The 24,469-nt window shown below is 71.3% G+C and carries 23 protein-coding genes and 2 riboswitches; of the genes, 16 read left to right on the top strand and 7 right to left on the bottom strand.

Annotation, left to right across the window (positions count from 1 at the left end; translation table 11 throughout):
* Positions 1-186: 186 nt before the first annotated feature.
* Complete coding sequence (locus ACP4J0_RS21530; RefSeq protein WP_426600287.1) at positions 187-1,584, top strand: MFS transporter; 1,398 nt, start codon at positions 187-189, stop codon at positions 1,582-1,584.
* Complete coding sequence (locus ACP4J0_RS21525; RefSeq protein ID WP_426600286.1) at positions 1,581-2,813, top strand: FAD-dependent monooxygenase; 1,233 nt, start codon at positions 1,581-1,583, stop codon at positions 2,811-2,813. The genes ACP4J0_RS21530 and ACP4J0_RS21525 overlap by 4 nt, the downstream gene beginning before the upstream one ends.
* 192 nt (positions 2,814-3,005) lie before the next feature.
* Here the strand turns inward: ACP4J0_RS21525 and ACP4J0_RS21520 are convergent, their stop codons facing one another.
* The 4 genes from ACP4J0_RS21520 to gcvT all read right to left on the bottom strand — a co-directional run bounded on the left by ACP4J0_RS21520 (position 3,006) and on the right by gcvT (position 7,380).
* Positions 3,006-4,373: an L-serine ammonia-lyase gene (locus ACP4J0_RS21520; protein ID WP_426600285.1), complete on the bottom strand. Its 1,368-nt coding sequence runs from the start codon at positions 4,371-4,373 to the stop codon at positions 3,006-3,008.
* Positions 4,374-4,477: 104 nt separating this feature from the next.
* Positions 4,478-5,740, bottom strand: a complete 1,263-nt coding sequence (gene glyA / locus ACP4J0_RS21515) for a serine hydroxymethyltransferase (protein ID WP_426600284.1) — start codon at positions 5,738-5,740, stop codon at positions 4,478-4,480.
* 15 nt (positions 5,741-5,755) lie between these two features.
* The gene (gene gcvH / locus ACP4J0_RS21510; protein ID WP_053137363.1) at positions 5,756-6,133 is read right to left on the bottom strand and encodes a glycine cleavage system protein GcvH; all 378 of its coding nucleotides are present in this window, start codon (positions 6,131-6,133) and stop codon (positions 5,756-5,758) included.
* A 128-nt stretch (positions 6,134-6,261) separates the two neighbouring features.
* Positions 6,262-7,380: a glycine cleavage system aminomethyltransferase GcvT gene (gene gcvT / locus ACP4J0_RS21505; RefSeq protein ID WP_426600283.1), complete on the bottom strand. Its 1,119-nt coding sequence runs from the start codon at positions 7,378-7,380 to the stop codon at positions 6,262-6,264.
* A gap of 39 nt (positions 7,381-7,419) precedes the next feature.
* A riboswitch (glycine riboswitch) is annotated at positions 7,420-7,537 on the bottom strand.
* Positions 7,538-7,631: riboswitch (glycine riboswitch) on the bottom strand.
* A gap of 180 nt (positions 7,632-7,811) precedes the next feature.
* Here gcvT and ACP4J0_RS21500 point away from each other — a divergent pair.
* The 9 genes from ACP4J0_RS21500 (at position 7,812) to ACP4J0_RS21460 (ending at position 17,871) form a co-directional block, all read left to right on the top strand.
* Positions 7,812-8,480, top strand: coding sequence for an AAA family ATPase (locus ACP4J0_RS21500; RefSeq protein WP_426600282.1), 669 nt, complete (start codon positions 7,812-7,814; stop codon positions 8,478-8,480).
* Positions 8,481-8,559: 79 nt separating this feature from the next.
* Positions 8,560-9,324, top strand: a complete 765-nt coding sequence (locus ACP4J0_RS21495; RefSeq protein WP_426600281.1) for an enhanced serine sensitivity protein SseB — start codon at positions 8,560-8,562, stop codon at positions 9,322-9,324.
* 193 nt (positions 9,325-9,517) lie between these two features.
* The gene (locus ACP4J0_RS21490) at positions 9,518-10,315 is read left to right on the top strand and encodes an enhanced serine sensitivity protein SseB C-terminal domain-containing protein (protein WP_426600280.1); all 798 of its coding nucleotides are present in this window, start codon (positions 9,518-9,520) and stop codon (positions 10,313-10,315) included.
* Between the two features lie 314 nt (positions 10,316-10,629).
* Positions 10,630-11,637, top strand: coding sequence for an ABC transporter permease (locus ACP4J0_RS21485; RefSeq protein ID WP_426524798.1), 1,008 nt, complete (start codon positions 10,630-10,632; stop codon positions 11,635-11,637).
* 70 nt (positions 11,638-11,707) lie between these two features.
* Entirely contained in the window at positions 11,708-13,504 is a 1,797-nt protein-coding gene (locus tag ACP4J0_RS21480) for an ABC transporter substrate-binding protein (RefSeq protein WP_426600279.1), read from the top strand.
* A 108-nt stretch (positions 13,505-13,612) separates the two neighbouring features.
* The gene (locus ACP4J0_RS21475; RefSeq protein WP_426600278.1) at positions 13,613-14,611 is read left to right on the top strand and encodes an ABC transporter permease; all 999 of its coding nucleotides are present in this window, start codon (positions 13,613-13,615) and stop codon (positions 14,609-14,611) included.
* On the top strand, positions 14,608-15,705 hold the full coding sequence (locus ACP4J0_RS21470) for an ABC transporter ATP-binding protein (RefSeq protein ID WP_426600277.1): 1,098 nt from the start codon (positions 14,608-14,610) through the stop codon (positions 15,703-15,705). The genes ACP4J0_RS21475 and ACP4J0_RS21470 overlap by 4 nt, the downstream gene beginning before the upstream one ends.
* A gap of 23 nt (positions 15,706-15,728) precedes the next feature.
* A complete protein-coding gene (locus ACP4J0_RS21465; RefSeq protein WP_426600276.1) occupies positions 15,729-17,141 on the top strand; it encodes a dipeptide ABC transporter ATP-binding protein in 1,413 nt (470 codons plus the stop codon).
* Between the two features lie 70 nt (positions 17,142-17,211).
* A complete protein-coding gene (locus tag ACP4J0_RS21460; protein WP_426600275.1) occupies positions 17,212-17,871 on the top strand; it encodes a trimeric intracellular cation channel family protein in 660 nt (219 codons plus the stop codon).
* A gap of 12 nt (positions 17,872-17,883) precedes the next feature.
* Here the strand turns inward: ACP4J0_RS21460 and ACP4J0_RS21455 are convergent, their stop codons facing one another.
* Entirely contained in the window at positions 17,884-19,107 is a 1,224-nt protein-coding gene (locus ACP4J0_RS21455; RefSeq protein WP_426600274.1) for an erythromycin esterase family protein, read from the bottom strand.
* Positions 19,108-19,165: 58 nt separating this feature from the next.
* On the opposite strand from ACP4J0_RS21455, the gene ACP4J0_RS21450 reads away from it, so the two are divergent.
* Positions 19,166-19,969, top strand: a complete 804-nt coding sequence (locus tag ACP4J0_RS21450) for a TioE family transcriptional regulator (RefSeq protein WP_426600273.1) — start codon at positions 19,166-19,168, stop codon at positions 19,967-19,969.
* A gap of 95 nt (positions 19,970-20,064) precedes the next feature.
* Complete coding sequence (locus tag ACP4J0_RS21445; protein WP_426600271.1) at positions 20,065-20,925, top strand: thioesterase family protein; 861 nt, start codon at positions 20,065-20,067, stop codon at positions 20,923-20,925.
* Positions 20,926-21,067: 142 nt separating this feature from the next.
* On the opposite strand, the gene ACP4J0_RS21440 is transcribed toward ACP4J0_RS21445, so the two are convergent.
* Positions 21,068-21,721: a TetR family transcriptional regulator gene (locus ACP4J0_RS21440; RefSeq protein ID WP_426600270.1), complete on the bottom strand. Its 654-nt coding sequence runs from the start codon at positions 21,719-21,721 to the stop codon at positions 21,068-21,070.
* 115 nt (positions 21,722-21,836) lie between these two features.
* Here ACP4J0_RS21440 and ACP4J0_RS21435 point away from each other — a divergent pair, with 115 nt between their 5' ends.
* From ACP4J0_RS21435 to ACP4J0_RS21425, 3 genes are all read left to right on the top strand, one after another.
* Positions 21,837-22,004: a hypothetical protein gene (locus tag ACP4J0_RS21435; RefSeq protein WP_426600269.1), complete on the top strand. Its 168-nt coding sequence runs from the start codon at positions 21,837-21,839 to the stop codon at positions 22,002-22,004.
* A 32-nt stretch (positions 22,005-22,036) separates the two neighbouring features.
* Positions 22,037-22,306: a DUF4190 domain-containing protein gene (locus tag ACP4J0_RS21430; RefSeq protein ID WP_426600268.1), complete on the top strand. Its 270-nt coding sequence runs from the start codon at positions 22,037-22,039 to the stop codon at positions 22,304-22,306.
* A 184-nt stretch (positions 22,307-22,490) separates the two neighbouring features.
* Entirely contained in the window at positions 22,491-23,660 is a 1,170-nt protein-coding gene (locus ACP4J0_RS21425; RefSeq protein WP_426600267.1) for a cysteine desulfurase family protein, read from the top strand.
* 16 nt (positions 23,661-23,676) lie between these two features.
* Here ACP4J0_RS21425 and ACP4J0_RS21420 read toward each other — a convergent pair whose 3' ends face one another.
* Entirely contained in the window at positions 23,677-24,354 is a 678-nt protein-coding gene (locus ACP4J0_RS21420; protein ID WP_426600314.1) for an N-acetylmuramoyl-L-alanine amidase, read from the bottom strand.
* Positions 24,355-24,469 lie beyond the last annotated feature (115 nt).

The raw sequence follows: 24,469 nt of genomic DNA, 5'->3' as shown, positions 1-24,469 counted from the left end.
TACGGCGCGGCGGCCGGCCTCAGGCCGGCTCCCGCCCCGGTACGACCTCTCGGGCGGCGGGCCGCAGAGCGGCGAGCGCACGGCCCCGCGACGGCCCCGGCCGGCCTCCGGCGCGGCCCGCGAGGCGGCAGCGCCACGCCTGCCGCCCGCCCCTTCACCCGCCCGGCAACGAAGGAAAGGACGTTCATGACCGGAATCATGGCTCCCCCGGTCCGCATCGGGAAGGCGGCCGTCGCGGCTCTCGGCACACTGGCACTCGCCACCGGTGCCCTGGAGTCGGTGGTGACACCGACGCTTCCGCTCCTGCAACGCGAGCTGGACATGAGCCCCTCCGAAGGGGCGCTGCTCAGCATCGTGCTCCTCATCACCGGCGCGCTCATCACACCGCTGGCCGGCAGGTTCGGCGACCGCTACGGCGGGAAACGGATCCTGATCCGGCTGATGGCGGTGGTCTGTGCCGGTGGCCTGGTGTCCGCTCTGGCGCCGAACCTGCCCGTGCTGCTGCTCGGCCAGGTACTGCAGGGGGCGATGGTGGGCGCGCTGCCCCTGTCGTTCATCGTGGTGCGCAAACACCTCCCCGCGGGAGAGTCGAAGGTGGCCATCGGGGTGGTCAGCGGACTGTTCGTCGGGGGCGGGATGGCGGGAACGCTGTCGGCCGGGCCCGTGGCGGAAGCGCTCTCCCGGCACTGGATGTTCGCGCTTCCGACGCTCGCGGTCATCGGGGCCACCCTGCTGGTGAACCGGCTGATGCCGTCTGATCCGCCGGGCCGGCCGGACGACGTTGGGACCGACTGGCCCGGCCTGCTCCTCCTGAGCGGGACGCTGGTCACGCTCATGCTCGTCCTCGCGCTGGCGCCCGACCTCGTCTCGCAGCCCCTCGTGCTCGGCGCCCTCATCGTGGCTCTGGCCGCCTTCGTCACCGGATGGGTGGCCGTCGAACGGCGTGCGGCCTCCCCGATGATCGATCTGCGCATGCTGGCACGGCCCGCGATATGGAAAGCGTGTGCGCTGACGTTCGTGATCTGCCTCGGCACCTCGATGGGGGTCTATCTCGTTCCGCAGCTGTTCGACGAGACCGGCGACGGATACGGATTCGGGGCCAGTGCCACCCAGATCGGCTTCTTCCTGCTGCCCGGCGCCATCGCCGCGTCGCTGGCCGGGCCGCTCGGCGGGATCGGGGACCGGCGTTTCGGCTCGCGTGCCGTGGTCACCGCCGGAGTCGTCATGATGGCCGTCTCCCTGGCCGCCCTGGCAGCCGTGCACACCGAGGTCTGGCACCTCGTCGTCGGCAAGGCGCTGATCGCGCTGGCCAACGGTCTGTGCGTCACGGCGATGATGACCAGCACCGCCACAGCCGTCGACCGGAGTGACACCGGCATCGCCACCAGCCTGGTCCTGGTGAGTCGCGTGGTCGGCTACGCCGTGGGCGGGCAGCTCGGTGGCGCGCTCCTCACCGCCGCCACCCCTTCCGGGTCGGATGTCGCGGCCGAATCGGCCTACGTCACCGGCTTCGTCATCGCCTGCGCCGTCACGGTGCCGGCCCTGCTTGTCACCCGCACCATGAGCAAAGGAGTCAAGGAATGACCCGCACCGATCGGCCGACGGACACCCTCACCACGCCGAGGCGCACGGCCCTGATCTCGGGGGCCGGCATCGCGGGGCCCGCCCTGGCGTTCTGGCTGAACCGCTACGGATACGCGGTCACGGTGGTCGAGAAGGCGCCCGCACTCCGTGGCGGTGGCTACCCCGTCGACGTGCGCGGCACCGCGCTGGACGTCGTGGCGAGGATGGGGATCCTGCCGCGACTGCGGGACGCGCACATCGACCTGCGCCGGCTGACCTTCCTCGAGGGCGACGGCGGCGAGGTGGCCTCGCTCCACCCGCACACCGTCACCGGCGGTGCCGCGGGACGGGACCTGGAGGTGCGGCGCGGGGACCTGTCCGACGCGCTCCACACGGCGGTCCGTGACGACGTGGAGTTCCTGTACGACGACTCCGTCGACACCCTCGACCAGTCGGGCCACGGGGTCGACGTCACCTTCCGCGGGGGCGGCCGGCGCACGTTCGACGTGGTGTGCGCCGCGGACGGTACGCACTCACGTACCCGGGAGATGCTGTTCGGCCCCGAAGAGCGGTTCCACCACTACCTCGGCCACTGCTTCGCCGTGTTCACGATGCCCAACACCCTCGGGCTCTCGCACGAGACCGTGATGTGGAACAGCCCGGGCAGGGCCGCGGCGCTCTACGCGGTGGGGGACGACGACGAAGTGCACGCCTTCCTGAACTTCGCCCGCCCACAACCGCCACGGGACGCGCTCCGCGACCCGGAGGCCCAACGGGAGCTGGTCGCCTCGGTCTTCGCCGACGCGGGATGGGAGGTCCCGGGCATGATCGCCGCCCTGCGCGACGCGGACGACCTGTTCTTCGACGCGGTCGGCCAGATCCGTATGCCCCGCTGGTCCAACGGCAGGGTCGCGCTGGTGGGCGACGCCGCGTGGGCGCCCTCGTTCCTCACCGGCCAGGGCACCAGCCTCGCGCTCGTCGGCGCCTACATGCTCGCCGCCTCCCTGGCCCGCCGGGACCACGCCGCGGGCTTCGCCGCCTACGAACACGGCACCCGCGAGTTCGTCACCATGAACCAGGCACTGGTCGGCACGGGCGGTGCCACCCTCTTCCCGACCACCCCCCAGGACCTGGAGCGACGCAACAACAGGCTCCGCGAACTCAGCACCATCCCCTCCGGGAAGGGACAGCCCGCCCACTCGGCCCTCACCCTGCCCGAACCCCTCGGGGACAGCCCCGGGAACGGCTGACACGCCGACGCGGCGATCACGTGGCCGCCGCCGCGAGGCTGGGACCGGCCTCCGCCAGGGCCGGCTTCCAGCTCCGGCCGTTCCCCGTCCGGCAGTGGCTCCGCTCCCCGTCCGGCAGTGGCTCCGGTTGCCGTGCGAGGTGGTCGGGACCGGCCGCCCGGTGTGCCTCCGTGCTGGTCGAAGCCCGCCCCCTCAGCACTCGATGATGTTGACCGCGAGCCCGCCCCGGGCCGTCTCCTTGTACTTGACCGACATGTCCGCGCCGGTCTCCTTCATGGTCTTGATGACCTTGTCGAGGGACACCTTGTGGGAGCCGTCGCCGCGCATCGCCATCCGGGCCGCCGTGACCGCCTTGACGGCGGCCATGCCGTTGCGCTCGATGCACGGGATCTGGACCAGGCCGCCGACCGGGTCGCAGGTCAGGCCGAGGTTGTGCTCCATGCCGATCTCGGCGGCGTTCTCCACCTGCTCCGGCGTGCCGCCCAGCACCTCGGCGAGCGCGCCGGCCGCCATGGAGCAGGCGGAGCCGACCTCGCCCTGGCAGCCGACCTCGGCGCCGGAGATGGAGGCGTTCTCCTTGAAGAGCATGCCGATGGCGCCCGCGGCCAGGAGGAAGCGGACCACGCCGTCCTCGTCGGCGCCCGGGACGAAGTTCATGTAGTAGTGCAGGACCGCCGGGATGATGCCCGCCGCGCCGTTCGTCGGGGCCGTGACGACCCGGCCGCCGGCCGCGTTCTCCTCGTTCACGGCCATCGCGTAGAGGGTGATCCACTCCATCGACAGGGCCAGCGGGTCGCCCTCCGAGCGCAGCTTGCGCGCGGTGTTCGCGGCGCGGCGGCGGACCTTGAGGCCGCCCGGCAGGATGCCCTCGCGGGACATGCCCCGGTCCACGCACGCCCGCATGACGCGCCAGATCTCCAGCAGGCCCTCGCGGATCTCGTCCTCGTCGCGCCAGGCCCGCTCGTTCTCCAGCATCAGGGCGGAGATGGACAGGCCCGTCTCCCGGGCCAGGCGCAGCAGCTCGTCGCCGGTGCGGAAGGGGTACTTCAGCACCGTGTCGTCGAGCACGATGCGGTCCGCGCCCACCGCCTCCTCGTCGACGACGAAGCCGCCGCCGACCGAGTAGTACGTCTTCGAGAGCACTTCCGCGCCGGCCGCGTCGTACGCCCACAGCGTCATGCCGTTGGCGTGGTACGGGAGGGCCTTGCGGCGGTGCAGCACCATGTCGTCGTCGTAGGCGAAGGCGATCTCGCGCTCGCCGAGGAGGCGGAGGCGGCCCGAGGCTTTGATCGTCTCGACGCGTTCGTCCGCCGTCTCCACGTCCACCGTGCGCGGTGAGTCGCCCTCCAGGCCGAGCAGCACCGCCTTGGGCGTGCCGTGGCCGTGGCCGGTGGCGCCCAGCGAGCCGTACAGCTCGGCGCGGACGGCTGCGACGGAATCCAGCAGCTCCTCGTTGCGCAGGCGGCGGGCGAACATGCGGGCCGCGCGCATCGGGCCGACCGTGTGGGAGCTCGACGGGCCGATGCCGATCGAGAACAGGTCGAAGACCGAGATGGCCACGGGGACTCCTCAGAACGGGGGTGGTGCAGAGGGTGGTGCTTGGTCGGGGTGGGACGCGCCGTGCCCGCTTGTGGCGGGCACGGCGCACCTGAACACGTGGGGTGCTACTTGTCCAGACCCGGGTACAGCGGGTGCTTGTCGGCCAGGGTCTTCACCCGTGCCTTGAGGGCCTCGGCGTCGTAGGACGGCTTCAGCGCCTCGGCGATCACGTCCGCGACCTCGGCGAAGTCCTCGGCCGTGAAGCCGCGGGTCGCCAGGGCCGGCGTACCGATGCGCAGACCGGAGGTCACCATCGGCGGACGCGGGTCGTTCGGGACGGCGTTGCGGTTGACCGTGATGCCGACCTCGTGGAGGCGGTCCTCGGCCTGCTGTCCGTCCAGCTCGGAGTCGCGCAGGTCGACCAGGACCAGGTGGACGTCCGTGCCGCCGGTCAGCACCGAGACGCCCGCCGCCTTCGCGTCGTCCTTCACCAGGCGCTCGGCCAGGATGCGGGCGCCTTCCAGCGTACGACGCTGGCGCTCCTTGAAGTCCTCGCTCGCGGCGACCTTGAAGGCGACGGCCTTGGCGGCCACCACGTGCTCCAGCGGGCCACCCTGCTGACCGGGGAAGACGGCGGAGTTGATCTTCTTGGCCAGCTCGGCCGTGGAGAGGATCACACCGCCGCGCGGGCCGCCCAGCGTCTTGTGGGTGGTGGTGGTGACGACGTGGGCGTGCGGCACCGGGTTCGGGTGCAGGCCCGCCGCGACCAGACCGGCGAAGTGCGCCATGTCGACCATCAGGTACGCGCCGACCTCGTCCGCGACCTTGCGGAACGCGGCGAAGTCCAGCTGACGCGGGTAGGCCGACCAGCCGGCCACGATCAGCTTCGGCCGGGTCTCCTTGGCGAGGCGCTCCACCTCGGCCATGTCGACCTGGCCGTCGTCGCCGACGTGGTACGGGACGACGTTGTAGAGCTTGCCGGAGAAGTTGATCTTCATGCCGTGGGTCAGGTGCCCGCCGTGGGCGAGGTTCAGACCCATGATCGTGTCGCCGGGCTTGAGCAGCGCGAACATCGCGGCCGCGTTGGCCTGGGCGCCCGAGTGCGGCTGGACGTTGGCGTGCTCGGCGCCGAAGAGCGCCTTGACCCGGTCGATGGCGATCTGCTCGACCACGTCGACGTGCTCGCAGCCGCCGTAGTAGCGGCGGCCGGGGTAGCCCTCGGCGTACTTGTTGGTGAGGACCGAGCCCTGGGCCTCCATGACCGCGACCGGGGCGAAGTTCTCCGAGGCGATCATCTCGAGGGTGGACTGCTGGCGGTCCAGCTCGGCGTCGACGGCGGCGGCGACGTCGGGGTCGAGCTCGTGCAGGGGGGTGTTCAGAAGCGACATGCGGTCCGTGACTCCTCAGCCGGCGGTGAAGGCGGTGTACTCGTCGGCGGAGAGCAGGTCGGCCGGCTCGTCCGTGATCCGCACCTTGAACAGCCAGCCGCCCTCGAAGGGCGCGCTGTTCACCAGCGACGGGTCGTTGACGACGTCCTCGTTGACCTCGGTGACCTCGCCGGAGACGGGGGAGTAGAGGTCGGAGACCGACTTGGTCGACTCCAGTTCGCCGCAGGTCTCGCCCGCGGACACCGAGTCGCCGACCTCGGGGAGCTGGACGAAGACGACGTCACCGAGCGCGTTGGCCGCGTGCTCCGTGATGCCGACCGTCGAGGCGCCGTCCTCGGCGCCCGACAGCCACTCGTGCTCCTTGCTGTAGCGCAGCTGCTGGGGGTTGCTCATGGCCTGAATTCTCCTGTACGCGAGGGAGTGCTGGTGACGGGGGACTGCTGGTGAAGGGGCTGCTGAAACCGCTGGTGAGCAGCGAGGACACGCGCGGGGCGACGAGGGCGCCGCCGTCCGCCCGGTGTCTACTTCTGCCGCTTGTAGAACGGCAGCGTCACGACCTCGTACGGCTCGTGGCTGCCCCGGATGTCCACGCCCACACCCGCGGTGCCGGGTGCCGCGTGCGCGGGGTCGACGTACGCCATGGCGATCGGCTTGCCCAGCGTCGGGGACGGCGCCCCGGAGGTGACCTCGCCGACGACCTCGCCGCCGGCGACGACCTGGTACCCGGCGCGCGGCACCCGGCGGCCCTCGGCGACCAGGCCGACCAGGACGCGGGGCGGGTTCTGCTCGGCCCGGGAGGCGGCCTCGGTCAGCGCGGCGCGCCCGACGAAGTCGCCCTCCTTCTCGAACTTCACCACCCGGCCGAGCCCGGCGTCGAAGGGCGTCAGCGCGGTCGACAGCTCGTGCCCGTACAGCGGCATGCCCGCCTCCAGGCGGAGCGTGTCCCGGCAGGACAGTCCGCACGGGACCAGGCCGGCGCCCTCGCCCGCCCGCGTCAGCGCCTGCCACAGCTCGACGGCGTGCTCCGGCTTCACGAACAGCTCGAAGCCGTCCTCGCCGGTGTAGCCGGTGCGCGCGATGAGTGCCGGGACGCCGGCCACGGTGCCGGGCAGACCGGCGTAGTACTTCAGGCCGTCCAGGTCGGCGTCGGTCAGCGACGCGAGGATCGCCGGGGACTCGGGGCCCTGCACGGCGAGCAGCGCGTAGGCGTCGCGGTCGTCGCGCACCTCGGCGTCGAAGCCGGCCGAGCGCCCGGTCAGCGCGTCCAGCACCACCTGGGCGTTGGACGCGTTGGCGACGACCATGTACTCCGTCTCGCCCAGGCGGTAGACGATCAGGTCGTCCAGGATGCCGCCGTCCTCGCGGCAGATCATGGTGTAGCGGGCGCGGCCCGGCTTCACGCTGCCGATGTTGCCGACCAGCGCGTAGTCCAGCAGGTCGGCGGCCCGGGGCCCGGTGACCGTGATCTCACCCATGTGGGAGAGGTCGAAGAGCCCGGCCCGGGTGCGCACCGCGACGTGCTCGTCCCGCTCGGAGCCGTAGCGCAGGGGCATGTCCCAGCCGGCGAAGTCGGTCATCGTCGCGCCCAGCGCGCGATGCGTGGCATCGAGCGCGGTACGGCGGAGTTCGGTACTGCTCATCGGTCGTTCGTCTCCCAGGACAGGACGTGGCGAGGTCGATCCTCCCCATCTGTCATCGGAACCTGAGAGGTTCGTCACGGCCACCGGAGCGCGGTGGCCGGGACTTGCACCTTGGGTGGGGCAGCCCGTCGAGGGGCGGCCCGCTTTTCAGATGTGCCTCGCCCGCGCGGTAACGGGGCCTGAGAGATTCAAGGGAGGGACTTGCTCCTTCGGCGCCCCGGCGCGGCCGGGGACTCTCCCGCGCGGATTCAAACGGCCGGTATGCAGTTGGCGCCGCCATCATTGCACGCCCCGCCGATCCGTGGGCAGACCGATATCTGTAACCGGCTTGTGGCAGTAAGCGCACGAAAACGCGAGACCTGCGCATTACCTTCTCTTTACACTCGACGGGGATGGGAACTCGTGAACCGCCCCAGGGGAGGACGATCACGGTGAACAGGACCACGGCGTACGCCACCACCTCCGGTCTCGCGCTGCCCGAGCAGCCCGTCGCCCCGGCACCCCAGGCGTGCGCCGAGCTGCCCGCACCCGTCGTCCGCGATCTGCGGGACCGGGACGGCCGCAGCCCGCACGCCCTGCTCTTCGGACCCCGGGACCTGGTGGTGATCACCGGCCTGCCCGGCAGCGGGAAGTCCACGCTGATGGAGCGCACCGTGCGCGGACCGCGCATCGACTCCCAGGACACCCGGGACCGCTGGGACCGCCGCATGCCGCGCTTCGTGCCGTACGGGCTCTACCGCCCCCTCGTCCGCCTCGCCCACTACGCCGGACTGCGCAGGGCCCTGCGCTCCGGCGAGGGCGTCGTCGTGCACGACTGCGGCACCCAGGCCTGGGTGCGCGGCTGGCTGGCCCGCGAGGCCCGCCGCCGTGACGGCACACTCCACCTGCTGCTGCTCGACGTCGAGGCCGACGAGGCCCTGGCCGGCCAGCGCGAGCGCGGCCGGGGCGTGTCGCGGTACGCGTTCCTGCGGCACCGCTCGGCCAACACCCGCCTGCTGCGCGCGGTGACCGAGGGCACCCTGCCCGCCGGCTGCACCTCGGCGGTCCTCCTGGACCGGGCGGCGGCCAACACGCTCCGCCGTATCGCCTTCACGGGGTGACGCACCGTAGGGCCGCGGGGCCTAACGGGTTAGCCTTTCCCGTCACAGCAGCGGTACCAGGCAGGCGGTAGGTAGGCAGATGGACGTCCCGGCACAGGCGCACCACCCGTACGGCGGGTGGCCCGGCAACGAGCTGGAGGAGGTGTTGTCCGCCTCCCTCGGAGTGCCGGGCGCCGGCGGCCGGATCGTGGAGGTGCTCGGCCGCAGCTTCCTGTGGATCCCCCTGCCGAACGGCGGCGGCCCGCACAGCGGCCCCCTCGACCTGCCCTCCCTGGAGGTCGACGGCCAGGCCTACGTACCGGTCTTCAGCTCCGAGGAGCAGCTCCGCCAGGTGGCCGGCGCGCAGATGGCGTACACCGTCGCCCCCGCCGCGGAGTTCGCCCGCGGCCTGCCCCCGCAGGTCGGCATCGCCGTCAACCCGGACGGCGCGGTCGGCATCCCGCTGCCGCCGCCCGCCGTGGCCGAGCTGTGCCGGGCCGGCCGCACCCCGCTGGACGGACCCGCGTCCGGCGGCCGGGTCCGCCTCTTCGAGCCGGACTGGCAGGACGACCCGGTGGACTTCCTCACCGCCGCCTCCGCCGAGTTCGCCGCGATCGGCGTCGTCCGCACCGCCCGCCGCTGCATGGCCGCCGTCGAGACCGCCGACCCCGTCATGTTCGTCGGCGTCGAACTCACCCACTGGGAGGGTGACGCCCGCGCCCTCCCCCTGGACGCCCTGGGCCGGGCCCTGACCAGGGCTCCCCTGAAGTACCAGGTCAACCTGGTCCTCCTGGAGGCGGCCCAGGACCCGGTCTGCGACTGGATGCGGGCGAACGTCCGCCCGTTCTACGACCGGGACGTGTAGAACGCCGGTGAGGCCGACGCCGGTAAGGGGCGCGGGGCTCTGACATGTGCGGCTCCGCCGCGTGGGCGCGACAAGCCACAACGGCGCCGCAGACGCCGGACAACCGCACGCCCCGAGCTCATAGGAGCCCCCCGACCGGCGGAGCCTTAAGCTGGTTTCCACAACCGGGGAACTTCTCGAAGGGGCGATACGCGTGAGCGCCAGCGGCACCACGACCGGACAGGTCGAGCACATGCTGCGCCAGGTGACGCCCGGGCGCTACGACGCCTACGAGGCCCTGCTGCGCGCGCTCGCCACCCCCACATCCGGCCAGGTCTGGATGCTGCTCTGGCACGGCCAGGCCGGCTCCCCCGACGCCCAGTACGGGAACATGGAGGTCGACGGCTACGGCTACGCGCCCTGCGTCACCTCCGCCCAGGAGCTGTCGGCCAGCGGCTGGAACCGGTCGTACGAAGTGGTCGACGGCCTGGAGGTGGCCCGCGCCCTCTACCCGGACCACTACGGCCTGTGGCTCAATCCGCACGCCCCCGGCGGCGGTGTCGGCATCCCGTGGCTCGACCTGCGCCGCATCGCCTCCGGCCTGGACCGCCAGCCGGCGGGCCCCCTGCGCCTGTCCGAACCGGCCATCGAGGTCCCCCAGTTCTACGCCCTGCTCGCGCAGAACGCCCACCGCACCCCGGCGGTCCGCGCGCTGCGCCGCGCCTGGGTGCAGCCGGCGCTGGGCGCGCCGTACCTCGCCATCGGTCTCGACGTGTACGACACCTCCCCGCCGGCCGTCGACGCGGTGCGCGGAATGATGCAGCAGTCCGTCGGCGCGGTGCCGGACGGGCTGCCGGTGTCGACGGTGGCGATGACCGACGCCCACGATCCGGTCGCCATGTGGCTGCGTGCCCACGCCCGCCCGTTCTACGACCGCGAGGCCCATGCGGCCGCCCCCGCCCAGGCGCCGGCGGGCGGGTACGGATACCCTCCGGCCGGAGGACGGTACTGACCGTCGCGGGGCTGGTCCCGCCGGTACCGGGGGACATCTTCGCGCGTAGACGGGGGCGTAAGGTCCCGTCTCGCCCTCGATGCCCCAACTCGTCCGTGTCCGGCCCCCGTTACCCAGTGTCCGGATAACGGAACACCTCAAACAGCATCACGGTTGCGCATCCATTCCCCTTCAAGTCTGGCTACAGATCGCCAAAGCGTTGAAGACTCCCGAAACGAGGGGCGATTGCCCGCCCCTGTGTACGACGGACTGATCACGCCGCTACAGCGGCAAGTGCGGGCCGGCTACCGCCGGTTGAGAGGGGTCCCTGCCAGATGACGGCACCATTGCACGAGCCGACCGCGGAAGCGGCCCCAAGTGCTGCCGAGGAAGCGGCGGTTGCCGGCGCCGACGCCAAGGCGGTACAGGGACGTTCCCTGGGCCGGATCGCCTGGGAGCGCCTGAAACGGGACAAGCTGGCCCTGACGGGCGGCGTCGTGGTACTCGCCCTCATCGTGATCGCGGTGCTCGCGCCCCTGATCACCTCCCTCTACGGGCAGGAGCCCAACGCCTTCAACGAGGACAAGATCGACCCCCTGTTCGGCACCCCCACGGGGTCCCTGGGCGGGATCAGCGGCGAGCACTGGCTGGGTGTCGAACCGGTCAACGGCCGCGACGTCTTCGCCCGCATCGTCCACGGTGCCCGGATCTCGCTGCTCGTCGGCTTCCTGTCCGCGATGGTCGCCGTGGTCATCGGCACCGTCCTGGGTGTCCTGGCCGGCTTCTTCGGCGGCTGGGTCGACGCCCTCATCAGCCGGATCATGGACGGCCTGCTGGCCTTCCCGCAGCTGCTGTTCATCATCGCGCTGGTCTCCGTCATGCCCGACAACATGCTGGGACTGAGCGGCACGGGCGTGCGACTGCTCATGATGATCCTGGTCATCGGCTTCTTCGGCTGGCCCTACATCGGTCGCGTGGTCCGCGGCCAGACACTCTCGATGCGTGAACGCGAGTACGTCGAGGCGGCCCGGTCCCTGGGAGCCGGACGGTTCTACATCCTGTTCAAGGAACTGCTGCCCAACCTGGTGGCGCCGATCATCGTCTACACCACGATGATGATCCCCACCAACATCCTCACCGAGGCGGCGCTCAGCTTCCTGGGCGTGGGCGTCAAGCCGCCCACCTCGTCCTGGGGGCAGATGCTCTCGAGCGCGATCGACTACTACAAGTCGGATCCCATGTACATGGTGGTTCCCGGTGTGGCGATCTTCATCACCGTTCTTGCCTTCAACCTCTTCGGCGACGGCGTGCGCGACGCGCTGGACCCGAAGGGCTCCCGCTGACCTGCCGTACCGGCAAGCGACCCGTGGCACCTGCACGGGGTCTCTCATCTAATCCGGAGGATCCGAGATCGTGACTACCCAACGCACCTCAGGGCGGCGCAAGCAGGCTTTGGCCGCTGCCGCAGTGGTCGCCGCGCTGCTGACCACGGCGGCGTGCGGCGGCGGCGGAGACGACAGCAGCGGCGGCTCGAAGAACGGCGCGGCCCAGTTCGACGCGGCCAACAACAAGGTCCTTCAGGCCTCCGAGGCCAAGAAGGGCGGCACGCTGAAGTTCGCGAGCACGCAGGACGCCGACTCGTGGGACACCACGCGCGGTTACTACGGCTTCATGTGGAACTTCTCCCGCTACTACAGCCGCCAGCTCGTCACGAACAAGACGGAGCCGGGCGCCGCCGGAGCGCAGGTCACCCCCGACCTCGCCACCGGGCTCGCCAAGGTCTCGGACGACGGCAAGACCTACACGTACACCCTGCGTGACGGTGTCACCTGGGAGGACGGCAAGCCGATCACCTCCAAGGACGTCAAGTACGGCATCGAGCGCGTCTGGGCGCAGGACGTGCTGTCCGGCGGTCCGGTCTACCTGAAGGACGTCCTGGACCCCAAGGGTGAGTACCCCGGTCCCTACAAGGACACGTCGAAGGACAAGCTCGGTCTGAAGGCGATCGAGACCCCCGACGACAAGACCATCGTCTTCAAGCTGCCGCAGGCCAACTCGGACTTCGAGGAGATGCTGGCGCTGACCTCGGCGTCCCCGGTCCGCCAGGACAAGGACACCAAGTCCAAGTACGGCCTGCGCCCGTTCTCCTCGGGCCCGTACAAGTTCGAGTCCTACAACCCGGGCAAGGACCTCACCCTGGTCCGCAACACCGAGTGGAAGCAGGAGTCGGACCCGGTCCGCAAGGCGTACCCGGACAAGATCACGATCAAGTTCTTCTCCAACGCCAACGACCTGGACGCCCGCCTGATCGCCGGCGACTACGACCTGGACCTGGCCCAGACCGGTCTGTCCCCGCAGGGTCGCACCACCGCCCTGCAGGAGCACAAGGGCAACCTGGACAACCCGGTCTCGGGTTACATCCGGTACGCGTCCTTCCCGCAGAACGTGAAGCCGTTCGACAACGTCCACTGCCGCAAGGCCGTTCTCTACGGGGCCGACCACGTCTCGCTGCAGACCGCGCGCGGCGGCCCGGTCGCCGGTGGCGACATCGGCACCAACATGCTGCCGCCGTCCGTCCCGGGCTCCGAGGGCCAGAAGTACGACCCGTACGGCATGGCCGGTGAGAACAAGAAGGGCAACGTCGCCAAGGCCAAGGAAGAGCTGAAGGCCTGCGGCCAGCCGAACGGCTTCAAGACCACCATCGCGGTCCGCAACAACAAGCCGGTCGAGGTGGCCACCGCCGAGTCGCTCCAGGCGTCGCTGAAGAAGGTCGGCATCGACGTCGAGATCGACCAGTACGACGGTTCGCAGTACGCCAGCGTCATCGGCGCCCCCGCCAACGTCCAGAAGAAGGGCTACGGCATCATCATCATGGGCTGGGGCCCGGACTTCCCGTCCGTGCAGGGCTACGGTCTGCCGCTGTGGCACAGCGACTACATCCTCGACAGCGCGAACAACAACTTCGCGATGATCAAGGACAAGGCCATCGACGGCCTGTTCGCGGACTACCTGACCGAGCTGGACGACGCGGGCAAGGCCAAGATCGCCACGGAGATCAACCACAAGGTGATGGAGGGCGCGTACTACCTGCCCTTCGTCTTCGAGAAGTTCATCAACTGGCGCTCCAACCGACTGGCGAACGTGTACACGACCGACGGCTACAGCGGTATGTACGACTTCGTCAACCTCGGCCTGAAGTCCTCGAAGTAACCGGTACACCCGCCGTACGGCACGAAAGGCAGGTGAAGGCCGGCGCGGCGTGACCGCGGGCCGCCGGACGATCTCCGGCGGCCCTCGGTCCGCAGCGGGCCGCAACCCGTGCTCGCTTATCTCATCAGGCGGCTGTTCGCCGCCGCAGTGATGCTCGTGGTCATCATCCTGGTGGTCTTCGGCATCTTCTTCCTCGTCCCCAAGTGGGCGGGCGTCGACGTCGCCCTGAGCTTCGTGGGCAAGCAGGCGGACCCCGCCGCCGTCGAGGGAGTGCGACAGAAGCTGGGTCTGTCCGACCCGGTCTTCGTCCAGGCCTGGGAGTTCTTCAAGGGCATCTTCGTGGGCCGTACCTACGCGGCCGGCGGTGACGTCACCAACTGCGCCGCGCCGTGCTTCGGCTACTCCTTCCGCACCGAACAGTCCGTGTGGCCGGTGCTGACCGAGCGTTTCCCGGTGACCCTGGCTCTCGCGCTCGGTGCGGCCGTCCTGTGGCTGATCTTCGGCCTCGCCGCCGGTGTGCTCTCCGCCCTCAAGCGGGGCACCCTGTGGGACCGCGGCGCGATGATCGTCGCGCTGGCGGGCGTCTCCCTCCCCATCTACTTCACCGGCCTGGTCAGCCTGGCGGTCTTCTCCTACGGCCTGGGCTGGATCGACGGTGAGTTCGTGCCCCTGGAGGACAGCCTCACCGGCTGGCTCGGCGGCATGATCCTGCCCTGGGTCACCCTGGCCTTCCTGTACGCCGCGATGTACGCCCGGATCACCCGGGCCACCATGATGGAGATCCTCGGCGAGGACTACATCCGCACCGCGCGTGCCAAGGGCCTCAGGGAGGCGGTCGTCATCCGCAAGCACGCCATGCGGTCGACCCTGACCCCGCTGCTCACCATGCTCGGCATGGACCTCGGCGCCCTCATGGGCGGCGCTATCCTGACCGAGACCACGTTCAGCCTCCCCGGCCTCGGCCAGAAGGTGCTGGACGCCATCAAGACCCAGGACCTGCCCTTCATCCTGGGCGTCGTCCTGATCACTTCCCTCGCGGTGCTGATCGCCAACCTCGTGGTGGACATCCTGTACGCCGTGATCGACCCCCGAGTGAGGCTCGCATGACCGAACTCAGCAAGAGCGGAGCAGCCGTGGGCGAGCCCACCGGCACCTCGCCCGCGCCGAGCGCCTTCCTGGAAGTACGCGACCTGAAGGTGCACTTCCCGACCGACGACGGCCTGGTCAAGTCCGTCGACGGGCTCAGCTTCCAGCTGGAGCGGGGCAAGACCCTCGGCATCGTGGGCGAGTCCGGCTCGGGCAAGTCGGTGACCTCGCTCGGCATCATGGGCCTGCACACCGCCGGCCAGTACGGCAAGCGCAAGGCCCAGATCTCGGGTGAGATCTGGCTGGACGGCACCGAGCTGCTCTCCGCCGACCCGGACCACGTGCGCAAGCTGCGCGGCCGCGAGATGGCGATGATCTTCCAGGACCCGCTGTCCGCCCTGCACCCGTACTACACGATCGGTCAGCAGATCGTGGAGGCGTACCGCATCCACCACGACGTGGACAAGAAGACCGCCAAGCGCCGCGCGGTGGAGATGCTCGACCGCGTCGGCATCCCGCAGCCGGACAAGCGGGTGGACAGTTACCCGCACGAGTTCTCCGGCGGCATGCGCCAGCGTGCGATGATCGCGATGTCGCTGGTCAACAACCCCGAGCTGCTCATCGCGGACGAGCCGACCACCGCCCTGGACGTGACCGTCCAGGCGCAGATCCTCGACCTCATCCGGGACCTGCAGAAGGAGTTCGGCTCCGCGGTCATCGTCATCACCCACGACCTGGGCGTCGTCGCCGAGCTGGCCGACGACCTCCTGGTGATGTACGGCGGCCGGTGCGTCGAGCGAGGCCCGGCGGAGAAGGTGTTCTACGAGCCCCGGCACCCCTACACCTGGGGCCTGCTCGGCTCGATGCCGCGGCTCGACCGCGACCAGCAGGAACGCCTCATCCCGGTCAAGGGCTCCCCGCCCTCGCTCATCAACCTGCCGTCCGGCTGCGCCTTCAACCCGCGCTGCCCGTACGCCGACGTGCCCAAGGACGACGTCACCCGCACGGTCCGCCCCGAGCTGGCCGAGGTCGGCAGCAAGCACTGGGCCGCCTGCCACATGTCGCAGGAGCAGCGGGAGCGTATCTGGACCGAAGAGATTGCGCCGAAGCTGTGAGCGAGAACGCCAAGGACGAAGCAGTGGCCATTCCTGCGCAGAGCGACGGCACACAGGGCGACGCCGCCCGGGCCGCCACCCTCACCAAGGACGCCGCCCCCGGCGAGACCCTGCTGAAGGTGACCGGGCTGCAGAAGCACTTCCCGATCAAGAAGGGCCTGCTGCAGCGCCAGGTCGGCGCGGTGCGCGCCGTCGACGGCATCGACTTCGAGGTCAAGTCCGGTGAGACCCTCGGCGTCGTCGGCGAGTCGGGCTGCGGCAAGTCGACCATGGGCCGGCTCATCACCCGGCTGCTCGAGCCGACCGCCGGCAAGGTCGAGTTCCAGGGCAAGGACATCACCCACCTCGGGGTCGGCGGCATGCGCCCGCTGCGCCGCGACGTGCAGATGATCTTCCAGGACCCGTACTCGTCGCTGAACCCGCGCCACACCATCGGCACGATCGTCAGCGCCCCCTTCAAGCTCCAGGGCGTCGAGCCCGAGGGCGGGGTCAAGAAGGAGGTCCAGCGGCTGCTGTCGGTGGTCGGTCTCAACCCCGAGCACTACAACCGCTACCCGCACGAGTTCTCCGGCGGCCAGCGCCAGCGCATCGGCATCGCCCGCGCGCTCGCGCTCAACCCCAAGCTGGTCGTGGCCGACGAGCCGGTCTCCGCGCTGGACGTGTCGATCCAGGCCCAGGTCGTCAACCTCCTCGACGACCTCCAGCAGGAGCTGGGCCTGACGTACGTGATCATCGCGCACGACCTGTCCGTCGTCCGGCACGTCTCGGACCGGATCGCGGTGATGTACCTCGGCAAGATCATGGAGCTGGCCGACCGCGACCTGCTCTACAAGACGCCGATGCACCCGTACACCAAGGCGCTGATGTCGGCGGTCCCGATCCCCGACCCGGCACGCAAGTCGGCCAAGAGCGAGCGCATCCTGCTCAAGGGCGACGTGCCCTCGCCGATCGCCCCGCCGAGCGGCTGCCGCTTCCACACCCGGTGCTGGAAGGCGACGCAGATCTGCACGACGACCGAGCCGCCGCTGAAGGAGCTGCGCCCCGGCCAGCAGGTCGCCTGCCACCACCCGGAGAACTTCGAGGACCAGGCCCCGCAGGACGTCGTCCTGCTCTCCGACGCCAAGGAGGCGGCGGAGCTGGTGTCCGAGAAGGCACTGGCGGAGTCGGCGGCGACCTCGGCGGCGGTGGCCGCGGAGGTCGAGGCCGGCACCGAGCACTCCGAAGACGCCGCGAGCGGTGACGAGCCCGGCGCGGAGGGCGCGGAGGGCACCGAGAGTGCCGATGGTGCCAAGGGCGCGGAGGGCGCCAAGGGTGCCGAGGGCGCGGAGAGCCCCAAGGGTGCCAAGAGCACCAAGGGTACGGAGAGCCCCAAGGGCGCCAAGGGCACCGAGAGTGCCGAGGGCGCCGACGAGGAGCCTCCCGCCAAGGAGAAGTGAGCTTGCCCTGCCGGTGAGCCCCCGCCTTCATTTGTAAGGCGGGGACTCACCGGCAGGTAAGAATAGAAGGGTGTACGAGCAACTCTTCAGCCCCACCGTCCAGCACACGCTCGACCTGATCGGCATCTTCGTCTTCGCCATCTCCGGCGCCCTGCTGGCCGTACGCAAGAACTTCGACGTGTTCGGCATCGCCGTCCTCGCCGAGGTCACCGCGCTGGGCGGCGGGCTGTTCCGGGACCTGGTCATCGGCGCCGTACCGCCCGCGGCCTTCACGGACCTGGGGTACTTCATCACCCCGCTCTTCGCCACCCTGCTGGTCTTCTTCCTCCACCCCCACGTGGAGCGCCTCCAGACCGGCGTGAACATCTTCGACGCGGCCGGTCTCGGCCTGTTCTGCGTCGCCGGCACGACCAAGGCGTACGACTACGGGCTCGGCCTGACCGCCTCCGCCTGCCTGGGCCTGGCCACGGCCGTGGGCGGCGGCGTACTGCGGGACGTGCTGGCCAACGAGGTGCCGTCGCTGCTGCGCTGGGACCGCGACCTGTACGCCGTCCCGGCGATCGTCGGCGCCACCATGGCCGCCCTGTGCATCCGCTACGAGGCGCTCACCCCGTTCACCACCGGACTCGCGGTGGTCACGGCCTTCGCCCTGCGCCTGCTCGCCCTGCGGTTCCACTGGCGGGCCCCGCGCGCCTGGAACCGGCGGTCGACGGTGACGGAGGGGGAGTGAGGCCCGGCGGCACTACCGCCTGTCCGGGACGTCCTTGACGAACACCAGCCCGTCGATCGCGGCCAGGTGGGCCGGATCGAGCGAGGCGTAGCCGAACCAGGGGGACACGCGGGACGCGGGCCGCGTGTCGCCGAGAACGCCGGCCAGCCCGGCGGCGTCGACGACGCAGCGCTCCTCCGGTAGCCCGTACAGGAGCCCTTCGACGGTGTCCGGCGGAGGGACGTCCACTCCCCGGTGCCTGATCGTGCCGAGGGCCGTGGCGACGACGGCGTACTCCTCGCCGAGCCGGGCGCTCACCAGCGCACCGGCGCTCCACCACTCCACCTGCCCCTGCCACATCCGCATCGTGCTCTTCTCCCGCTGGAGGTGGGCGTTCTGGGCGTGGACGAGCACCGGACCCCGGTCGGCGAGCGCGAGGAGGTTGTGGGCCATCATCCGGTCCCGCACGCCCAGCAGCCGGTTCATGCGTGCCGGTGAGGTGTCGGCCATCCAGGAGTGGTAGCGCAGCAGGCCGGTCGCGGCCCGCCCGTACAGGCACGCCCGCTCCCAGTCGTCCGGCGAGGTCGCCGCGAGCAGGTGCGGCGTCTGCTCGTCGAGCAGCGACACCAGGTCGTCGGCGAGCAGCCGCAGCTCCCCGGCCTCGGCCGACCGCCCCACGGACCGGGCCGGGTCCGTCATCGCGGCGGGCTCGGTCCACCGGTCGTCGGCACCGAGCAGACGGTCGAGTGTCTCCGCGGTGCACGGGAGCAGGCCCGCGTCCACCCGGGCCTGCTCCAGGTAGCCGTGGAGCGCGGTGAGCGCCTGCCGGGGGCTCGCGGCGCCGGTGATCTCCAGCGGGCCGTCGAAACCGGCGAAGCGGAGCCGCTCGGCGGCGGGCCGGCCCTCCTTGTCGGCGCGCTCGTTGTGGGCGCGCATCCAGCGCACGAGTTCGCGGTTGGCCGCCGAGGCTCCCCAGCCGTGGCTGAACCCGTGCTCCATGACCTCGTCGAGGGTGCCCGTGCCGGAGGTGACGTAGTCGTCCACGACCAGGCCCATCAGGCAGTCGCTCTCGAGCGCGATCGTCCGGTAGCCCTCCACTTCGACGAGCTGCCGGAAGAGGTCGTTGCGGATCTCGAGCAGGGCGTCCTCGCCGTGGGTGGGTTCGCCCAGGGCGAGCAGCCGGGGCCGGCCGGGGAGCAGCGCCATGACGGCGGCGGACTCGACGGGGTGGACGGTGTCCTCGATGCCAGTAGCCATGCCCCCAACGCTATCGTTGAACTTCCGGTTGAAACTCTGTCGCGATACTGTCCCGCCCATGGTTCGAAAGTCTCAAAGCAGTGACAGGCTCAGGCCGGTCGATCTCGCGCGCGGGCACGGTCTGTCGACGCAGGCCGTCCGGAACTACGAGGAGGCCGGCATCCTCCCGGCCGCCGGTCGCACGGCCCACGGCTACCGCACCTACACCCCCCTGCACGCCCGGGCGCTGGACGCCTTCCTCGCCCTGGTGCCCGGCCACGGTCACCAGTCGGCGGCGTCGATCATGCGGGCCGTGAACCGGGACGCGGTGGACGAGGCGTACCGGCTCATCGACGAGAGCCACGCCCAGCTGCTCGACGACCGGCGAACGCTCCGGGCCGTGGAGAGCGCGCTGCGCGACCTGGCGCCCACCGCGGGCGCCGCGCCCGCCTTGCACCCCGCGCCCGGTGTGCCGGCGGCCGGTTCCGGCGGAACGTTCGTCGGTCCGCTGGCGGCGGAGCTCGGTATCCGGCCCGCGACGCTGCGCAAGTGGGAGCGTGCCGGGCTGGTGCGCCCGCGCCGCGACCCGCTGACCGGATACCGCGTCTACGGCGAGACCGACGTACGGGACGCCCGGCTGGCCCACCAGCTCAGACGGGGCGGCTATCTGCTGGAGCAGATCGCCCGCGTGATCGACCGGGTGCGGGCCGCCGGTGGACTGGAGCCGCTGGAGGCGACCCTGCACGACTGGCACGGCCGGGTGTCCGCTCGTGGACGGGCGATGCTGACCGGCGCGGCCGAACTGGAGGCGTACCTCCGTGAGCGCGGACGAGGGCTCAGTACCCCGAGTGGGGGAGGAGGGGGTGAGGAGACGAGGGGGTGAGGGGTGAGGGGTTGGTGGCCGGGCACGTCCGAGGATTCACCCTCCCGTCAGCAGAAAGCTACCGCTTAGTAGCTCCGTTGTTGTACCGTGCAGCCATGCCAGAAGCAGCCTCCGCAGCGGCCACGCGTGCCACCATCGGCGACAGCGAGTTCGACCGGGACACCACCGTCACCCGGCGCGCCCCGGGTGTCTACGACATCGACCTCTCCGCCGGCTGGACGATCATCAACGCCGTCAACGGCGGCTACCTGCTGGCCGTCCTGGGCCGCGCCCTCGGGGACGCCCTCCCGCACCCCGACCCCTTCACCATCTCGGCGCACTACCTCACGGCCTCCCGGCCGGGCCCGGCGGTCGTGCGCACCGAGACCGTCCGCACCGGGCGCACCGTCTCCACCGGCCAGGCCTCCCTCTTCCAGTACGACGACGAGGGCAACGAAGTCGAGCGCATCCGCGTCCTCGCCTCCTACGGCGACCTCGACGCGCTGCCCGACGACGTCCGCACCTCGGCGAAGCCCCCCGCGATCCCGCCGATGGACCAGTGCTTCGGCCCGGAGGACGGCCCCGCTCCCGTCGAAGGCAGTTCGGCCATCGCCGACCGGCTGATGCTCAAGCTGGACCCGGCCACGCTGGGCTGGGCGCTCGGGCAGCCCTCGGGCCGGGGCGAGATGCGGGCCTGGTTCGGCCTGGCCGACGGCCGCGACGCCGACCCCCTGTCGATGCTCCTCGCGGTGGACGCGCTGCCCCCGACCGCCTTCGAGCTCGGGCTCAAGGGCTGGGTGCCGACGGTCGAGCTGACCGTGCACGTGCGGTGCCGCCCGGCGCCGGGCCCGCTGCGCGTCTCCATCACCACCCGCAACCTCGCCGGCGGCTTCCTGGAGGAGGACGCCGAGGTCTGGGACAGCGCCGACCGCCTGGTGGCCCAGTCCCGGCAGCTGGCCCGGGTCCGGCTCGGCTGACCCCCGTCCCTCGCGGCGGGGCCGGCGCCGTGAAGTCCGGCCGTCCCGTCGTCCACCGGGACGTCGTCGAGGCACTGTCCGCCTCCGGCGTCCCGGTGGCGAGGCCGGTCCGCGGCCGGTCCGCCGACGGTCTGGCGAGCCGTCAGTCCAGCCAGTGCCGGCGACCGAGGCCGATCAGCCGCATCTGGCGGGTCGCGGTGTCGGCGGCGCGCCGGCGCGACTCCTCCGACGTCCCCGGTGTCTCCGGTGTCTCCGGGGCCTCCAGTGCCTCCAGGAACAGGGAGCCCGCGGCGAGCATCTGGTCGACGTACAGACCCGCGAGCATCAGCAGGTCGGCGTCGCTCCAGCCCTCCGACACCGGGTCCTTGGCCAGCTCGGCCTTCACCTCCTCGGCGAACCGGGCCAGTTGCTCCCGTATCGCCTCCCGTACCGGCTGCACCCCGCCGTGCCGCTCGCGGGCGATGAACCGGACGTGGGCGGGGTACGCGGCCACGTGACCCGCGATCAACTCGACCGCCCGGGCGATGCGTTCCTCGCTGCCCCCGGCCGGTGACACCGTCGTCCTGATCATCGGGTGCAGACTGCCCAGCGCCTCCTCCACCAGCGCCACGCCGAGGTCGGCGGTGGAACGGAAGTGCCGGTAGAAGGCGGTCGGGGCGACGCCCGCGGCGCGGGTGACCTCGCGCAGGCCCAGGCTGCTCAGACTCTGCTCCTCCAGCAGTCCCAGAGCCGCGTCCATGAGCGCCTGCCGGGTCTTCTGCTTCTGGGCCTGCCGAACGCCGACGGTGTGACTCATGCCATGCAGTTAACAACTGTTCTCTCGAATTGGAAAGCCGTGCGGCGCGCTAGACTGCAAAGTCAGTGAACAACTGTAACCGCAATCGTTCACGAGAGGTCGGAGGATCCGCTCCATGCTGTTTCTCGTCGCCGCACTCCTGCTCTTCGGCCTGGTGCTGGGCACCGTCGCCCACGCCCCGCCCGCCTTCTCCGCCGCCGCCGGACTGGTCATCGCCGTCTGGCTCGGCATCTTCGCGCTCCGTGAGCGGCACGGCCGCCGGCGGAGCACCTCGGCCCGCTGACGCACGGACCGTCGCCCAGTAGGGAGATCACCATGCAGTTCACCGCACCGGCCACCACCCACCGGACCGGCATCCGGGACACCGACGGCATGGCCGTCGCCTCCTTCGTCCTCGGCCTGCTCGGTCTGCTCGTGCTCAACGTCCTCCTCGGCCCGATCGCCATCGTCCTGGCGTGCGTCGCCCTGCGGCACGGCACCGCACGCCGCGGCCGGGCCCTGCTCGGTCTCGGACTGGGCGTCGCCGACCTGCTGGTCCTGGCGGCGTTCATGGCCGCGGACAACACGATGTCGTGGAGCGTGTGAGTCACGCCGCGGACCGCACGAGCAGCGGCGCCAACCGTGCGGGCCGCGCACCAAGAGGTTGAGCGCGCAGGGGCCGAACGTGAAGAGGCCGAACGTGAAGAGGCCGAACACGAAGGGGCCGAACGCAAAGAGACCGGCCTTGATCTGAGGCCCGGCGGGAGTGCCCCGTAGAATCGGGCCCACCATGGCTTACCTCGACCACGCCGCGACCACCCCGATGCTTCCCGAGGCGGTCGAGGCACTCACCGCGCACCTGGGCGCCACCGGCAACGCCTCCTCCCTCCACGCGTCCGGCCGCCGCGCGCGGCGTACCGTCGAGGAGGCCCGCGAAACCCTCGCCGAGTCCCTCGGCGCCCGCCCCAGCGAGGTGGTCCTCACCTCCGGCGGCACCGAGGCCGACAACCTCGCCGTCAAGGGCCTGTACTGGGCCCGCCGTGACGCCGACCCGGCCCGCACCCGTGTCCTGACCAGCCCTGTCGAGCACCATGCGGTCCTCGACGCCGTCCACTGGCTCGGCGAGCACGAGGGCGCGAGGGTCGAGTACCTGCCGGTCGACGCGCACGGCCGCGTCCACCCCGAGGCCCTGCGCGAGGCCATCGCCCGTGACCCCGCCGACGTGGCCCTCGCCACCGTCATGTGGGCCAACAACGAGATCGGCACGATCATGCCGGTCCGTGAACTCGCCGACGTGGCCGCCGAGTTCGACGTGCCCCTGCATGCCGACGCGGTCCAGGCCGTCGGCCAGCTCCCCGTCGACTTCGCCGCTTCCGGACTCGCCGCCATGACGGTTTCCGGCCACAAGATCGGCGGCCCCTACGGCATCGGCGCGCTGCTGCTCGGCCGCGAGCACAGCCCCGTACCCGTCCTGCACGGCGGCGGCCAGGAACGCCACGTCCGCTCCGGCACCCTCGACGTCCCCGCCGTCGCCTCCTTCGCGGTCGCCGGCCGCCTCGCCACCGGGCAGCGCGAGTGGTTCGCCCGCGAGATCGGAGCCCTGCGCGACGACCTGGTCGACGCCGTCCGCACGGCGGTCCCGGACGCGATCCTCGGCGGCGACCCGGCGCCGCAGGGCCGCCTCCCCGCCAACGCCCACTTCACCTTCCCGGGCTGCGAGGGCGACTCCCTCCTCCTCCTGCTCGACGCCCAGGGCATCGAGTGCTCCACCGGGTCCGCCTGCACCGCGGGCGTCGCCCAGCCCAGCCACGTACTGCTGGCCACCGGCACCGACCCCGACCTGGCCCGCGGCACGCTGCGCTTCTCCCTCGGCCACACCTCCACGGAGGCCGACGTCGAGGCGCTCGCCAAGGCGATCGGCCCGGCGGTGGAACGGGCCCGGGCGGCGGGGCTGACCTGAGCGCGGCGGGGCCGACCTAAGCGCCGGACGGGGACGGATCCCCCGACGGAGCCCCCGACGGACTGCCCGACGGGGTGCTCGTGGCCGCCCGCCGGACCAGCTCCATGTACCGGTCCCAGTCCCAGTGCGGCCCCGGATCGGTGTGATCGGTGCCCGGCACCTCCACGTGGCCGATGATGTGCTCGCGGTCCATGGGTATCTCGTACCGCGCGCAGATCCCCGCCGTCAGCCGCGCGGAGGCCGCGTACATCGCGTCGGTGAGGTCCTGCGGGCGGTCCACGAAACCCGCGTGCTCGATGCCGACACTGCGCTCGTTGTAGTCGCGGTTGCCCGCGTGGTAGGCCACGTCCAGCTCACGGATCATCTGGGTGACGCGCCCGTCCTGCCCGACGATGTAGTGCGACGCCGCCTTGTGCGCCGGGTTCTGGAACGCCCTCACCGCGCTCTCGAAGCTGCCCTGCGTGACATGGACGATCACCATGTCGACGCCGAAGTCGTCCGGCCGGTCGGCACGCCGCCAGTTCTCGTCCGAGGCCGCCACCCACCGCGCGCCGCTGTAGTCGACCGCGCCCTCCTCGCGGGGCCGCTCGACTCCCGGCACCCGCCACCACAGGCGCGCCAGCTCGTCGCGCGCCAGCACGGCGGTGCCCACGGCCGTCGCCGCACCGCCGACGAGCAGCGCCCGCCGGCCGATACGCCGGTCCGCGTCCTTGGACCCGCCGGTGGATCCGCGGGCAGACCCGCCGGTGGATTCGCCCGTCGCGCCGCCGGTCGATCCGCCGGTGGATCCGCCGGTGGATCGACCGGCG

Origin of the sequence: Streptomyces sp. WG7 (assembly GCF_049975785.1) — a bacterium.
In the GTDB taxonomy this organism is placed as follows: Bacteria; Actinomycetota; Actinomycetes; order Streptomycetales; family Streptomycetaceae; genus Streptomyces.
This window is presented reverse-complemented; position numbering and strand designations above follow the sequence as displayed.